This is a genomic window from Bradyrhizobium sp. CCBAU 45389, from assembly GCF_028128625.1.
GTDB lineage: Bacteria > Pseudomonadota > Alphaproteobacteria > Rhizobiales > Xanthobacteraceae > Bradyrhizobium > Bradyrhizobium liaoningense_B.
The window spans coordinates 130,521-144,256 of the sequence record NZ_LBIY01000088.1 but is presented as its reverse complement, the minus strand read 5'-3'; the positions used below and the strand labels follow the sequence as shown (position 1 = coordinate 144,256).

Sequence of the window (13,736 nt, the reverse complement as noted above, 5' to 3'; positions counted from 1 at the left end):
CGGACGGTGGCTCAGCTCCCCCTACCACAGCGGAGCTGAGCCTGTCCGGATCGCGCTGGCCGTTGTGGCTGGCGCGGTGAGCAGAAGTCGGAATCGGGCCGAAATGTTCCGTCGGAACCATCGAAATCGGTCATTCGGCCGCAAGACGCGGCGTCGCACTATCTGAACAGGCGCGGCGGCACCGGCACCACGTTGGCCAGTTGCGTCGGCGGCGGCTGCAGGCCGACGCCGTTGACCAGGAGGTCGGCAGCCACGATCAGCAGCAGCACGGCCGAAACCATCGTCGCAAGGAAGAACCTATCCATCCCGGTCAATCCGGAGGCAGGGGAATCCGTTCCCGCCAGCAAGTGCCGATCAGCTTCCCCCTGTGGATTGCGCCATCCGGGCAGCGCCGAAATTACTATAGCCATTACAACGGGTTGCCGAATGCGGGCTTGCCGGATTCGATCGTCCGCGCGCATGTCCTGAACGGCATTCTTCGCGTGCATGCCGCGTGAGAGCGGCGAGCAGGGACTGGTCGTCGCGGCCGCTTGATCTGGATCAAGAATGTCGGGCGGCGGAGGCCGCTACGTCCATCGGGTATCCGCACTCCCGGAAGGACAGCGTCGTCTTGACCCCACTTCGCAAGCTTCTCTCCGCGGAGCAGATCGTCCAGCTCGTGATCCGCCTCGGATTGCTGGCGCTCCTGATCGCATGGACGTTTCTGATCATCCGCCCCTTCGTGCCGATCCTGACCTGGAGCGCGGTGCTAGCGGTCGCGTTCTATCCCGCCTTCAGCTGGCTCGCCAAACGCCTCGGCGGTCGTCCCCGGACGGCGGCGATCATCCTCACGCTGATGATGCTTGGCATCGTTATCGGTCCGGCGGCATGGCTCGGGCTGAGCGCGGCCGAAGGCATCAAGGATCTCGCGAGCCAGATCGGCAGCGGCGATGTCGTGCTCCAGGCGGCACCGGAATGGCTCAAGGACTGGCCCCTGATCGGCCAGCAGCTGTTCGATTTCTGGACGCTGGCCTATACCAACATTCGTGCCGTTCTGCGCGAGGTGGCGCCATATCTGAAACCGCTGGCCGGGGTGATGCTGTCGTTCGCCGGCAGCGCCGGTGTCGGCACGTTGCAGTTCCTGCTGTCGGTGCTTGTCGCCGGCTTCCTGTTCCCGTACGGACCGCAGCTCGTTGGCGCGGTCCGCGGTTTCCTGTTCCGCATCGTGCCGGAGCAGAGCGAGCATTTTCTCGAGCTGGCGGGCGCTACGATCCGGGCGGTGTCGCAAGGCGTGATCGGCGTTGCGATCATCCAGGCGCTGCTCGCCGGCATCGGCCTCAAGCTTGCGGGCATTCCGAGCGCCGGCTTGCTCGCCATCCTCGTTCTGCTGCTGTCGATCGTGCAGATCGGTGCTGCGATCGTCCTCGTGCCCGTGGTGATCTGGATCTGGATGGACAAGGAGGTGACCACGGCGGTGCCTCTGACGATCTTCCTCGTCGTCGTCGGACTGCTCGACAATATCCTCAAGCCATTGGTCATGGGCCGCGGCCTGAGCACGCCGACGCTCGTCATCCTGATCGGGGTCATCGGCGGCACATTGGCGCACGGCATCATCGGCCTCTTCATCGGCCCGATCATCCTGGCGGTCGCCTGGGAACTCGCGGCGGCCTGGATCCAGATCGACCGTTCCGCAGCGCTGCAGGCGCAGGATCAGGCCGAAATTTCCACTGCCGTCCAACGATGACTTCACGCTCGCAGGCGACCTCCGGCGCTGCTGTTGAGCGGCTTCCGTCGCACCGAGATTGGCCCGAAAGGCAAGAAGGTCGGTCCTGATGCTGCTCCAGGTCCTTGTCGGCGCGCTGGTCAGCGCGATCAATATCGGGATGCACGCGCTGGCAACGGTCATTGCCGTATCGATCGCGCGAGCGGCCGGCTTGAGGCAGACCGATAGTCCGCGGCTGCATTTGATGGGCGTGATGGTCGCAACGGCCGCAGCGTTGAGCGTCGCGCACACCGTGGAGGTCCTGGTCTGGGTCTGCACGTATTGGCTCGTCCAGGCGGCGCAGCCGGGGAGCGACCTGCTGTATTTCGCCTTCGTGAACTACACCACGCTCGGCTATGGCGACATCACGCCGGTGCCCCAATGGCGCCTGATCGGGCCGTTGACGGCGATGAACGGCATCCTGCTGTTCGGCTGGTCGGCGGCCATCCTGTTCGAGGTCCTGCGCAAGACGATCGAGCATCTCGAGGCGATCAAACGGCTCCCGAGTCAAGACAATGCTTGAATTGACCGCGTCAAGATGGGTTGCCGATTTCCTGTTCGGCTTCGGCGCGCTGTTTGCGATCATCAACCCGTACGGACTCGCCTTCATCTTCCTGGACAGGACAATCAGCCTGTCTGAGGCTGAGCGTGCCCGTGTCGCGCTGCGCGTCGCAGCCTATGCGTTCGCGGTCCTGCTGGTGTCGCTGTTCCTCGGAAGCCAGATCCTGAATATCTTCGGGGTCACGATTCCCGCGCTGCGAATCGCCGGCGGGCTCGTGGTGGCGGCGGCGGGCTGGTCCATGCTGCATGCGACGCCGACCTCCGCCAGCGCGCACGCGGCCGCGTCGGCCGATGTTGCGACAATCCAGCGCATGGCCTTCTTTCCGCTGACCATCCCGCTCACGACGGGGCCGGGGACGATCGCGACCGCCATCGCGATCGGCATCAGCCGATCGGACAGTCTGGATGGCATGTTCGCATCGTCGATCGTGTCGCTGGTCGTCGCGCTGGCCGTGACCGTCACGATTTACCACGCCTACCGGAAATCCAGCGCCATGGCGCGCCTGTTCGGGCAGGAGGGAACGAGCGTCGTCACGAAGCTGTCGGCGTTCCTGCTGCTCTGCATCGGCGTGCAGATCATCATCACGGGCACTTCGGAGGTCGCGCGGTCCATCCTGGAGGGGGCCTCGCACGCGGTTCGATAGGACCTGGCGCCGCTCAGGGCTGAAGATCGAGGCTCGCGAGCTGCTCTCGGTCCAGGAGCACGATCTGGCGCTGCGTGTTGCCGATGAATCCGAGGATGCCGAGCTCGTGCAGTCGCGAGAGGGCGCGAGAGACGGTTTCCAGCGTCAGGCCGAGATAGTCGGCGATATCGCGCCGCGACATCGGCAGCGCCAGGACACCCGCAGCGGTCAGCCTCTTGTCCATTTCCAGCAGGAAAGCCGCGACCCGTTCCAGCGAGGTCTTGCGGCCGAGCAGCAGCATGTGATCTTCCGCATGCTGCAGATTGTTCGTGGTCATGCTGAGCAGGTTTCTGGCAACCATGGCATCGCTCTCGGCCACGATCTCGAGGCTTTGCCGCCGCACGAGGCGAACCGTGGTGTCGACGATCGCCTCGGTCGTGAAACGATGCTCGTTCCCGTTCTCCAGACCGAAAATGTCGCTGGTCAGGTGAAACGCGCCGATCTGCCTGCGGCCGTCGGACAACAGCTTGTAGCTCCGCACCGCGCCAGACTTGACCTGGTAGACATATTCGGCGGGTTCTTTCTCGCCGTAGATCTCGGCGCCCTTCTTGTAGGAAAACTCGATTAAACTGACGAGCGCATTTGAATCGCTCGTCAAGCCGAGGTCGCGAAGAGAGTTGGGACGCAGCGCGGAATCCGTCGTGACGCGAACGAACATGGGCCAGCTCCTCAGCTTACCGTCGAATTGGCCTTTGAGACAAAATCTCTCGCAGCGGAAATTCGCCGCGCAATCGCACTCCCGCCGAGGTTGATTTACGACTAACGAGGTATTTCAATCCATTGTCCCAAGGGTCAATGTCCCAAGGGACAGCGGGGGGCGTTCGCTGCGCGGACTGAGAAGACCTCGATGGAGACCGGAAAGTATTTTGTTGCGAAGCATATGTTTCGGTTTTTGAACCGTTGGCAACCACGCGGCCACGGTTAAAGATTGCTTTATTGAATTTTACGCGAGGTAAATGGTGCCCGGTCTTGTCCATGTTGTCGATGACGACGCATCGTTCCGGACGGCGATCGAGCGCCGGCTGAAGCTTGCAGGTTATGACGTCGTCACTTACGCATCGGCGCAGGACTTCCTGAACGCAGCGCTAGACGACGAGCAGCCGGGATGCATCCTGCTCGACGTGCGTATACCGGGCTTGAGCGGCCCTGAACTGCAGAACCGCCTGATCGCCTCGGGCTCGACGTTGCCGATCATATTCCTGACGGGGCATGCCGACACGCCGACGACCGTGCAGGCCATCAAGGCGGGAGCGGAAGACTTCCTGACCAAACCTGTGTCGTCAGAGCTGTTGCTCGACGCGATCGCGCGTGCACTGGCAAGGCAGGATGCCGCGCGCAGCCATCGTGGCAGGCTCGAAGCCTTTCGCGCGCACCTTGCGACGCTGACGCAGCGCGAACGGCAGGTGTTCGATCTGATCGTCCGCGGCAGGATCAACAAGCAAATCGCCTACGAGCTCGGGACGACCGAGCGTACCGTGAAAGCGCATCGCCATCAGGTGATGGAGAAGATGCAGGTTCATTCGCTTGCCGAGCTCGTTTCTATCGCGGAGCGGCTTGGAATGCTGGATTCGAATGGCGGTTAGCTATTCCGTCGCTTCGCATCCAGTTCCTGCCGTGTCACTGCCCCAAAGGACAATATGAAGCGCGTTGACGTGGTGCTGCCATGCGCGTGTGGCACGTGATGATTGCAGCCGCCGCGTCAGCATCGTGCCTAGTCCGAAAGGTCGCTTTCCTGCCGATGCGCGAATCAGTCTTCATCGTCGACGACGATCCCTCCATGCGAGTCAGCATGAACAGGCTGCTGCGCGCGCATGGATTCGCCGTCACGCTGTTCGATTCCGCGGCGGCCTTGCTTGATCACGACGATTTCGACAAGGCGATCTGCATCGTCCTCGACATCAATCTCGACGGCAAGTCGGGTGTCGAGTTGCGCCGCAAGCTCGCGGCGGAGGGGGTTACGGCCCCAGTGATCTACATTACCGGCAACGACAGCCCGGTGAACCGTAGTGCCGCGGTTGCGTCGGGCTGCGTCGCCTATCTGACAAAGCCGTTCACGGCGCAATCCCTGATCGATTCCGTCACGCGTGCCGCTGCCGCATAGCACCGAAACGCGAAACGCCGATCACTCCTCGACATACTGCTCGAGCATTTTCGTGGGCGCACCCTTGTGGACCGTGCCGAACTGCGCCAGCGGCACCTGGGTCGTCAGCGCCAGCAGATTCGAATCGACAACCTCGAGCGTCAGCGCCTTCCCGGACTCCATCTCCTTGATGATGCCGGCAGGCGCGACGTCAGCGGCGATGCAGGTATTGGTCAGACACCAGCTATAGGGAACACTGAAGGCGCTGCCCCGATCGATCGACAGCTTGACCGGTTGCTGCAGGTACATGCCGACCGGCACGAAGAGCTGCAGCCGGGCCGTCGGCGTGCCCTCGCGTTCGATCAGGTCGACGCGCACAGCTACCTGGCCGGTCGGGAATGTCCCGCTGATGGTCGTCCGGCACAGCATCGGCGCGCCGCCGGCTTTGAAGCAGAACTTCTGCCAGTCACCGTAGCTGACGTCCTTGACTTCGCGCTGACCGCGCGTTGCCACCTCGGCAGGCTTGTCTGCGCGCGCGGCTTTTGGCGCGGCGATGGCAGGATATGTCGCGGCGCCCAAGACCGCGACGATCAGCAGGCCACAGAGCCGTTTATGGATAGCTGACATGGTTGCGCCTCCAGGGCAGGTCTATTTCTGTGCCTCGAGAAATTTTGCCACTAACGGTGACCAGAGCGGGATCGCATCGGGCGAGCCGATGAAGAAATGCCCCTCATCGCCGAACGGCGGCATCAGGTGATACTCGGCGCGGCCGCCGGCGGCGGTGAACGCCGCATGCATGCGCTTCGAGAGATCGGGCCCGAAGAACGTGTCGTTCTCGATGTAGATCCACAGCATCGGCACCCGCGAGGTGCGGCCGAAATCCGCGGTGGCCTCGACCAGCCTGTCGGGCGCGCAATTGTTGTTGGGCTTGCCGCCGACCCGGCCGCCACGGCCGGCAGCGAAGGTGATGATGGCCTTCACCTGCGGCGGGTTGACGCTCGACAGGGCGATGGAAGCCCAGCCGCCGGCGGACTGCCCGACCACGATCACATCCTTGGGGATGATGCGCTTCTGGGCCGCCAGGTGGTCGATGATCCAGAGATCGACCTGTGCGACCGCAAGGCCGGCATCGCGGAAGTTCGGATTGGTGCATTTGCCGACCTTGGAGAAGAACGGTCCGTAGAGCGCACGCTCGGAAATATCGATGGCGGCTGCGCCATAACCGGTGCCGACGGGCGCCACCACAAGATAGCCGCGCCTGGCGAACCATTTTGCGGCGTCACGGAATTCCACCAGTGGAAAGAAGCTCCGGTCCCTGGGGTTGAGCGAGACGCCGTGGTTCATGATCACCAGCGGGAAGGGTCCGTCGCCGACGGGGCGCACCAGATAGGCGAACATCGGCAGTGGCAGCGACAGCGCCCAGATCTCTTCCTGGATGCGAACTTCGTCCTCGGCGCGGGCCGGCGCCATGAGCCCGGCGAGAAGGAGCAGGACGGTTGCAAGGAGGCGACGGATTGCGGGGAGATCAAAGCACATCCTGGCCTCCTCAACCCGTGAACGTCGCGGCCACCACGATCGGACCGAGCACGGTGAGGACGACATTGCCGACCGCGTAGGGGACGGCGACGCCGAGCACCGGGGTCTGGCTCTCGGCAACGTCGCAGGCACCGGTGACGGCGGCATCGACCGTCATGGCGCCGGCGAGCGCACCGCAGGTCACGACCGGGTTCATGCGCAGCAAATAATAGGCAACGAGCGTTCCGACCGTCATCGGAACCAGCGTGACGACGATGCCCATGCCGACCAGCAGGAGACCCTGCGTCTGGATTGCCGACCAGGCGGCAAGCCCGTTGCCGAGTCCGACGGCCGCGATGAACCCGCCGAGCCCGAGATCGCTGAGCGTTTGCTGTGCGGCCGGCGGCATCGCACCGATACCGGGCTTGCGCGTCCGCAGCCAGCCGCAGACGAGCCCTGCGATCAGCGCGCCACCACCGCCTCCGAGCGTCAGCGCGACAGTGCCGACCTTGAAGCTGGCAAGACCGGCCAGCAGACCGGCGGCGATACCGACCGCAAGGAAGGCGATGTCGGTCCGGTCGCTCGTATTGAGGGCATGTCCCACTTGCGCCGTGGCCCGCGCGATATTGCCGGTGCTGCCGACCAGGGTCATGACGTCACCGATATAGACCCGCGTGTCGGGACCGAGCGGCACCTCCCGGCCCATGCGTGTGAGCGCACGCAGGAAGACACCACGCGCATTGTCACCCAGCCGCTCGACGATCTCGCGGAGCGAGCGGCCGTGCAGGTCGCGGTTCTCGACCAGCACCTCGATCACATTGCCGGGCAGGCTGCGCAGCAGTTCTCCCGCATCGATCTCGGCCCCGAGGATGGGCTTGGCTGAAACGATCGCCGCGGTCGGGCCGGCAATGACGATGTCGTCGCCGGCCTCGAGCACGAGGTCATGCTGCAGCTTGACGTCGGTTCCGCCGCGAACGATCCGTTCCACCACTGTGCGGCTGCCGATCTCGGCCTCGATCGCCGCGACGGTGCGGCCTGCGCCGGCGGACACGCGATAGGCCCGGGCCTGGAATTTGCGATAGGACAGGTTTTCCGTCTTCGGCGGCGCACCACCCGCGAGTTCGGCCTCGAGCTTCTTTGCCTCCGCCTTCAGATCGATGCGCATCAGCCGCGGCGCGACGAACGGCACGAACAGGAGCGTGAGGATGTAGCCGAGCACGTACGTCACGGCATAACCCGCCGCGATGTTGGCTTCCTGCTGCTTCAGCACGTCACTTGGCAGGCCGAGCTGCGCCAGCGCACCCGAGGCCGTGCCGATCACGGAGGATTGGGTCAGCGCACCGGCCGTCAGCCCCGCCGCGGTGCCTGCATCGAGCTTGAAGGCATAGGCGAAGGCGAGCACCAGGACGAGCCCGGTGGCTCCGATCACCAGCGCCAGCACGACCTGCGCCAGGGTTCGAACGCTCAAGGAGGCGAAGAATTCCGGCCCCGAGCGATAGCCGATGGTGAAGACGAACAGGCTGAACAGGATCGCCCTGAGGATCGGCGGGAAGGTGAAGTGCCCGAGTTGTCCGATCAGCACCGCGACGATCAGGATGCAGGCCGTGGTCCCGATCGAGAAGCCGCGGATCCTGATGCGGCCGAGGAGGGTGCCGATCGCCATCGCCAGCAGCAGGAAGATTTCCGGTGCGGTGGTGATGATCCACCTGACGGTATCCATGGTCACATTTCCCCCGGCGTATTGCGGCGGATTTGATTGGGCGCGTCAGAACATTGCTTGATCCAGATCAAGCCTTGCCGAGGGGAAGCCGCGGCCAATGATCTAATGAAGAGTTCGCGACAGCCGCTATCGCCGACATGAGTACTCTGGACGTCGCAGCCGGCGCGATCCGCCGCGATGAGACGGTCGAAATCGTGATGCTGCTCGCTTTCGCCGGCGGATATATCGACGCCTATACCTGGATCATCCACGGCGTGATGGCCAACGCCCAGACTGCCAATGTGATCTTCCTCTGGGTCTACGCGATGGCCGGCGATTGGATGCAGGCATTGCACTTCGTGCCGCCGATCCTGGCCTTCACCGTCGGCATCGTGATCGCGGCCTGGCTGCGCCGCGTGGCCGGCGACCGGGCCGGCGCACTCAGTATCCTCGTCGAGATCGTGTTCTTGATCACGGTCGGCATCCTGCACAACCGGCTCCCGGATCTAGCCGGCACGCTCGGCATTTCCCTGGTCGCGGCGATGCAGGCGGCAATGTTCGTCAAGGTCGAGGGCTCCGTGTGCAGCACGGTGATGATCACCGGCAACATGCGTCAGTCGGTCGAAACCATTTTTGCGGTCGTCTACGGAGGCGCGCCGCTCGGGACACTGCGCAAATCGGTCATCTTCTTTGCGTTGTGCGCGGTGTTCGGCTGCGGCGCGGCTGCCGGCGCCTTCGCCACCAAGGTCTTTCCCGACCTCGCGCTCGGCATTCCCGTGGTTGCGCTGCTGATAGTCCTCTTGCGCTGCGAAGCGACACCACGTGAGGTGATCAGATGAACGCGCCGCCTGACGCAAGCTGGATGCGGTTCTTTCCGCCCGCCGGCTGGCTTGCTGCCTACCGGAGCGAATGGCTGCCCTCCGACGCCGTCGCGGGCATCACGCTCGCCGCTTACGCGATCCCGGTCTCGCTGGCCTATGCGGCGCTCGCCGGCCTGCCGCCGCAGGTCGGCGTCTACGGCTACATGCTCGGCGGCCTCGGCTATGCCTTGCTCGGCTCGTCCAGGCAGCTTGCGATCGGCCCGACCTCGGCGATCTCGCTGATGATCGCCGGCACCGTCGGCGCGCTGGCCGGCGGTGACGCCGTGCGCTATGCGCAGATCGCGAGCCTTGCCGCGTTCGCCGTCGCGGTGCTGTGCTTCATCGCTTGGCTGTTCAAGCTCAGCGTGCTGGTTCGCCTCGTCAGCGACAGCATCCTGGTCGGCTTCAAGGCCGGAGCAGGGCTCACCATCATCATGAGCCAGCTGCCGAGCCTGCTCGGCGTCGCGGGCGGCGGTCACAATTTCTTCGACCGGGCCATCAAGCTGATCGGGCAGCTCGGCCAGATCCATCCGCTGGTGCTGACGATCGGCGCGGTCGCGCTGCTGCTCCTGCTGCTCGGGGAACGGCGGCTGCCGGGCAAGCCGGTCGGCATCACCATCGTGGCGCTGGCGATCCTGGTCGCGACGATGCTCGGCTTTGCGGCGATGGGTGTGCCCGTTACCGGGAAGATACCGGAGGGGCTGCCGGCGGTGGCGATGCCCACGTTCGGCCTGCTGGAGTTCGACGATCTGTTTCCGCTTGCAGCCGGCTGCGTGCTGCTGGCCTACATCGAAGGCGTCTCCGCCGCGCGCAGCTTTGCCGCCAAGCACGGCTATGCGCTCGACGTGCGCCAGGAATTCCTGGGGCTGGGTGCCGCGAACCTGGCTGCGGCCTTCGGCCACGGCTATCCCGTCGCCGGCGGCCTGTCGCAATCCGCCGTCAACGACAGCGCCGGCGCGCGAACACCGCTGGCGCTGGTGATCTGCTCGGTGACCCTTGGGCTCTGCCTACTCTTCTTTACAGGACTATTGACCAATTTGCCCAAGGCGGTGCTCGCAGCCATCGTCTTTGCCGCGGTCTACAAGCTCGTCGATATCGCCGCGCTGAAGCGAATGTGGCAAGTCAGCCGGATCGACTTCCTGGCCGCGTCCATCGCGCTGGTCGCGGTGCTGCTGCTCGGCATTCTCCAGGGCGTGCTGCTGGCGGCGATTGCCTCGATCTTCCTGCTCCTGGCGCGGGCCTCGCGGCCGAACGTGGCGTTTCTCGGCCGGCTGCCGGGCAGCGGCCGCTATTCCGACAGCGCCAGGCATGAGGACGTCGAGCCGCTGGTCGGCGTCATCGCCTTCCGACCCGAAGCCTCGCTACTCTACATCAATGCCGAGACAATCCTCGATGCTGCGCTGGCCGCGCTGCGGGGCTCCGCCGGCATCAGGCTGGTTGCCTGCGACCTTTCGGCATCGCCCTATATCGATCTCGCCGGTGCGCGCATGCTGCATGAGCTGAGCGATGAGCTTGCCGCGCGCCGGATCAGCTTCTGCATTGTCGGCGCGCACGCGCAGCTGCGCGATCTGCTGCGCGCCGAGGGATTGGCGGAAAAGACCGACAGCAGCCAGTGGCTGCGCTCGCTCGACAGCGTCCTTGGCGAAGATCGTGCCGGAACCGTGCAACGCTCCGCCTGACAGGGCGTGCTGCATTGCAAAGAGCATCGGCCGCGGGACGTGCGTCCACCATAACGCGCGACCGTTGACTTGGATCAATGGAGCCTCGGCCTCCGTACTCACGATCCGCCATCACCTTCGCCCACTGGCCGGCACCGATCGGGAGAGAGACATGTCCAAGGACACCAAGCTCGCACAGAAGCGCATCGATCAGTTCTTCTCCGGCCCCGGCGCGCGGGCGGACGACTGGCGTGACCTGGTGGAGGCCGCGAAAGTCTGGGCTCGCGTCGGCAATCGCGCGGCCTATGACGCGGCGCTGGCCGAGCTTTCGGTCACGGAGGAGTATCACGGTTATCCCGGTCTGCAATTGATGGCGGCGCTGCGCGAAGCAGCAGTCGCCGGGGACGGTGCGACATCGTTCGCCCTTGCGACGAGGATTGCCCAGGCGCTGGCGACGCGATCCTTCCGTCAGCATGCCGGCGACTGGAGCGCAAAGGATGACGGCAATGGCGATGCACCCGAGCTGGTGCCGCCGAGCTTCGGCGCGCATACGGCGCGCCGGCCTTATTTCGAGACGCTGATTGTCACTGGCATATCATCCAGCCAATGGCCGGCACTGGCCGCGGAATGGCGCAAGCTGCGGCGGCCTGTCGACGGCTTCATCTATGAGCCCGTCATCGTCGGCAGCCTCGAGGATGCCTTCTGTGCGACGTTGCTCAATCCGAACATCGGCGCCGTCGTCATCAACGAGGGCTTTGGGCTGCGTTCGCGGCACAATGCGCCGGTGCTCCGCTCGATCATGGCCGCGGCCGGCCTCAACGACGAAACCGACGCGTCCGCCCTGCGGCTCGCGCAGATCATCAAGCGCATCAGGCCCGAACTCGACCTTTACATGATCTCGAACCGCGACGTGGAGGAGCTCGCCGGCGATCCCGAGGCCAGCGTCGTCCGCCGCATCTTCTATTCGGTCGAAGAGCTGCTGGAGCTGCATCTATCGATCCTCGAAGGCATCCAGGACCGCTACGACACGCCGTTCTTCGACAATCTCAAGAAATACGCCCAGCGTCCGATCGGCACCTTCCACGCACTGCCGATCGCCCGCGGCAAGTCGATCTTCAAGTCCGACTGGATCCGCGACATGGGCGAGTTCTACGGCCCGAACCTGTTCCTGGCCGAGAGCAGCGCCACCACAGGCGGCCTCGACAGCATGCTGGAGCCAACCGGAAACATCAAGAAGGCGCAGGAGAAGGCGGCGAGGGCGCTCGGCGCCGATCGCGTCTTCTTCGTCACCAACGGCACCTCGACCTCCAACAAGATGGCGGTGCAGGCGCTGCTCGCGCCCGGCGACATCGCGATCGTCGATCGCAACTGCCACAAGTCGCATCACTACGGCATGGTGCTGGCCGGTGCGCAACCGCTCTATGTCGAAGCCTTCCCGATGACGGAATATTCGATGTATGGCGCCGTGCCGCTGAAGACGATCAAGCAGGCGCTCCTGAACGCCAAGGCCGACGGCCGGCTCGACCGCGTCAAAATGGTCGACCTGACCAATTGCACCTTCGACGGCCACATCTACAACACCCGGCGCGTGATGGAGGAATGCCTTGCCATCAAGCCCGACCTGACCTTCCTGTGGGACGAGGCCTGGTTCGGCTTCGCGCGCTTCTCGCCGTTCCTGCGCCGCCGCACGGGCCTCGGCGCCGCCAACGAGATCGAGGCGTGGATGCGCGATCCCAAGTCGGTCGAGGCCTATGAGAAGCAGCAGGCCGAGCTCGGCAAGAACCCATCCGACGAGACGCTGCTCAAAGTCCGGCTGATCCCCGATCCCAGGCAGATCCGGCTGCGCGTCTACCAGACCAACTCGACCCACAAGTCGATGTCGGCGATTCGCCAGGGCTCGATGCTTTCGGTCAAGGACGTCGAATTCCACACGGTCGAGCAGCAGTTCAAGGAGGCGGTGTTCACCCATGCCTCGACCAGTCCGAACCAGCAGCTGATCGCCAGCCTCGATATCTCGCGGCGGCAGATGGAGCTGGAAGGCTATGGCCTCGTCGCCAATGCGATCGAGATCGCGTTCGCCATCCGCCAGGCGGTCAACAACAATCCGCTGATCTCGAAATACTTCCGCATCCTCGGTGCCGACGCCATGGTGCCCGCCCAATACCGCCAGACCGGCTTCACCGACTTTCTCGCCGCCGGCGCGAACTGGGCGAATATCCTCAAGAGCCTGGACGAGGACGAGTTCTGCCTCGACCCGACCCGCATGACGTTGGTCTGCGGGACCGCAGGGTTTGATGGAACTCAGTTCAAGGGCGTTCTGGCCAGCGAGTACAACATCCAGGTCAACAAGACCTCGCGCAATTCGGTGCTGGTCCAGTCCAACATCAACAACACCCGCAGCGACGTCGCGCATCTGATCCGCGTGCTCGCCGAGATCGCGGGCGAGATCGACCGCGGCCTTGCCCAGGGTGGCGCCAATGCCAGGAAGACCTTCGAGGCACGGGTCACGAGCCTGATGAAGGATGTGCCCGATCTGCCGAACTTCTCGCACTTCCACCCGAGCTTCCGCGGCGACGCCGGCGGCAAGACCAACGAAGGTGACATCCGCACCGGCTTCTATGCGGCCTATGACGTCGCCGGCTGCGAGCACATCCGCCTCAACGATGCCGAGATCGACCGGCGGCTGAAGGCCGGGCCCGAGCTGGTCTCGGCCAATTTCGTGATCCCGTATCCGCCGGGCTTCCCGATCATGGTGCCCGGCCAGGTTATCACCCAGGAAACCATCGACTTCATGCGCAAGCTCGATGTGAAGGAGATCCATGGCTACGACGCCAAGGAAGGATTGAAGCTCGTGCGCACGGAAGCCTTGGCGAAACTCGGCCGGCCGAAGCCCGGTGCTCAGCCGAAGCTGAAGGCCGCGTCATAAGGCTTGGAGGGGA

13 protein-coding genes are annotated in these 13,736 nt (G+C 64.4%); 8 read left to right on the top strand and 5 right to left on the bottom strand.

Going from position 1 to position 13,736, the window contains the following annotated elements; genetic code table 11:
• Positions 1-158: 158 nt before the first annotated feature.
• Entirely contained in the window at positions 159-305 is a 147-nt protein-coding gene (locus XH79_RS18525) for a hypothetical protein (RefSeq protein ID WP_212336566.1), read from the bottom strand.
• 305 nt (positions 306-610) lie between these two features.
• On the opposite strand from XH79_RS18525, the gene XH79_RS18520 reads away from it, so the two are divergent.
• From XH79_RS18520 to XH79_RS18510, 3 genes are all read left to right on the top strand, one after another.
• A complete protein-coding gene (locus tag XH79_RS18520) occupies positions 611-1,723 on the top strand; it encodes an AI-2E family transporter (protein ID WP_271582539.1) in 1,113 nt (370 codons plus the stop codon).
• An 88-nt stretch (positions 1,724-1,811) separates the two neighbouring features.
• On the top strand, positions 1,812-2,264 hold the full coding sequence (locus XH79_RS18515) for a potassium channel family protein (RefSeq protein WP_212336564.1): 453 nt from the start codon (positions 1,812-1,814) through the stop codon (positions 2,262-2,264).
• Positions 2,257-2,946: a MarC family protein gene (locus XH79_RS18510; RefSeq protein WP_271582538.1), complete on the top strand. Its 690-nt coding sequence runs from the start codon at positions 2,257-2,259 to the stop codon at positions 2,944-2,946. Before XH79_RS18515 ends, XH79_RS18510 begins: the two co-directional genes overlap by 8 nt.
• Positions 2,947-2,959: 13 nt before the next feature.
• Here XH79_RS18510 and XH79_RS18505 read toward each other — a convergent pair whose 3' ends face one another.
• Positions 2,960-3,643, bottom strand: coding sequence for a helix-turn-helix domain-containing protein (locus tag XH79_RS18505; RefSeq protein ID WP_212336561.1), 684 nt, complete (start codon positions 3,641-3,643; stop codon positions 2,960-2,962).
• A 301-nt stretch (positions 3,644-3,944) separates the two neighbouring features.
• Between XH79_RS18505 and XH79_RS18500 the strand changes: the two genes are divergently transcribed.
• Positions 3,945-4,568, top strand: a complete 624-nt coding sequence (locus XH79_RS18500; protein WP_212338165.1) for a response regulator transcription factor — start codon at positions 3,945-3,947, stop codon at positions 4,566-4,568.
• 155 nt (positions 4,569-4,723) lie between these two features.
• Positions 4,724-5,086 carry a response regulator transcription factor gene (locus tag XH79_RS18495; RefSeq protein WP_333938882.1) on the top strand — a complete coding sequence of 121 codons (363 nt, stop codon included), beginning with the start codon at positions 4,724-4,726 and terminating at the stop codon, positions 5,084-5,086.
• A gap of 21 nt (positions 5,087-5,107) precedes the next feature.
• On the opposite strand, the gene XH79_RS18490 is transcribed toward XH79_RS18495, so the two are convergent.
• Genes XH79_RS18490 through XH79_RS18480 form a run of 3 tightly spaced genes read right to left on the bottom strand, consistent with a single transcriptional unit; the run spans position 5,108 to position 8,300 of the window.
• Positions 5,108-5,692, bottom strand: a complete 585-nt coding sequence (locus XH79_RS18490) for an invasion associated locus B family protein (protein ID WP_271582537.1) — start codon at positions 5,690-5,692, stop codon at positions 5,108-5,110.
• Between the two features lie 21 nt (positions 5,693-5,713).
• Positions 5,714-6,601 (bottom strand): alpha/beta hydrolase family protein, encoded by an 888-nt coding sequence (locus tag XH79_RS18485; protein ID WP_271582536.1) that lies wholly within the window; start codon positions 6,599-6,601, stop codon positions 5,714-5,716.
• A 10-nt stretch (positions 6,602-6,611) separates the two neighbouring features.
• Positions 6,612-8,300 (bottom strand): aspartate:alanine exchanger family transporter, encoded by a 1,689-nt coding sequence (locus XH79_RS18480; protein WP_271582535.1) that lies wholly within the window; start codon positions 8,298-8,300, stop codon positions 6,612-6,614.
• A gap of 137 nt (positions 8,301-8,437) precedes the next feature.
• Here XH79_RS18480 and XH79_RS18475 point away from each other — a divergent pair, with 137 nt between their 5' ends.
• The 3 genes from XH79_RS18475 to XH79_RS18465 all read left to right on the top strand — a co-directional run bounded on the left by XH79_RS18475 (position 8,438) and on the right by XH79_RS18465 (position 13,723).
• On the top strand, positions 8,438-9,118 hold the full coding sequence (locus XH79_RS18475) for a YoaK family protein (protein ID WP_271582534.1): 681 nt from the start codon (positions 8,438-8,440) through the stop codon (positions 9,116-9,118).
• A complete protein-coding gene (locus tag XH79_RS18470; protein ID WP_271582533.1) occupies positions 9,115-10,818 on the top strand; it encodes a SulP family inorganic anion transporter in 1,704 nt (567 codons plus the stop codon). The genes XH79_RS18475 and XH79_RS18470 overlap by 4 nt, the downstream gene beginning before the upstream one ends.
• A 151-nt stretch (positions 10,819-10,969) precedes the next feature.
• Positions 10,970-13,723, top strand: coding sequence for a beta-eliminating lyase-related protein (locus tag XH79_RS18465; RefSeq protein ID WP_271582532.1), 2,754 nt, complete (start codon positions 10,970-10,972; stop codon positions 13,721-13,723).
• Positions 13,724-13,736: the final 13 nt, after the last annotated feature.

Excerpts from the sequence above, each read along its gene's own strand:
- XH79_RS18490 (WP_271582537.1), bottom strand. The coding sequence starts at position 5,692 with ATGTCAGCTATCCATAAACGGCTCTGTGGCCTGCTGATCGTCGCGGTC.
- XH79_RS18515 (WP_212336564.1), top strand. The coding sequence starts at position 1,812 with ATGCTGCTCCAGGTCCTTGTCGGCGCGCTGGTCAGCGCGATCAATATC.
- XH79_RS18505 (WP_212336561.1), bottom strand. The coding sequence starts at position 3,643 with ATGTTCGTTCGCGTCACGACGGATTCCGCGCTGCGTCCCAACTCTCTT.
- XH79_RS18525 (WP_212336566.1), bottom strand. The coding sequence starts at position 305 with ATGGATAGGTTCTTCCTTGCGACGATGGTTTCGGCCGTGCTGCTGCTG.
- XH79_RS18485 (WP_271582536.1), bottom strand. The coding sequence starts at position 6,601 with ATGTGCTTTGATCTCCCCGCAATCCGTCGCCTCCTTGCAACCGTCCTG.
- XH79_RS18495 (WP_333938882.1), top strand. The coding sequence starts at position 4,724 with ATGCGCGAATCAGTCTTCATCGTCGACGACGATCCCTCCATGCGAGTC.
- XH79_RS18480 (WP_271582535.1), bottom strand. The coding sequence starts at position 8,300 with ATGGATACCGTCAGGTGGATCATCACCACCGCACCGGAAATCTTCCTG.
- XH79_RS18470 (WP_271582533.1), top strand. The coding sequence starts at position 9,115 with ATGAACGCGCCGCCTGACGCAAGCTGGATGCGGTTCTTTCCGCCCGCC.
- XH79_RS18465 (WP_271582532.1), top strand. The coding sequence starts at position 10,970 with ATGTCCAAGGACACCAAGCTCGCACAGAAGCGCATCGATCAGTTCTTC.
- XH79_RS18510 (WP_271582538.1), top strand. The coding sequence starts at position 2,257 with ATGCTTGAATTGACCGCGTCAAGATGGGTTGCCGATTTCCTGTTCGGC.
- XH79_RS18475 (WP_271582534.1), top strand. The coding sequence starts at position 8,438 with ATGAGTACTCTGGACGTCGCAGCCGGCGCGATCCGCCGCGATGAGACG.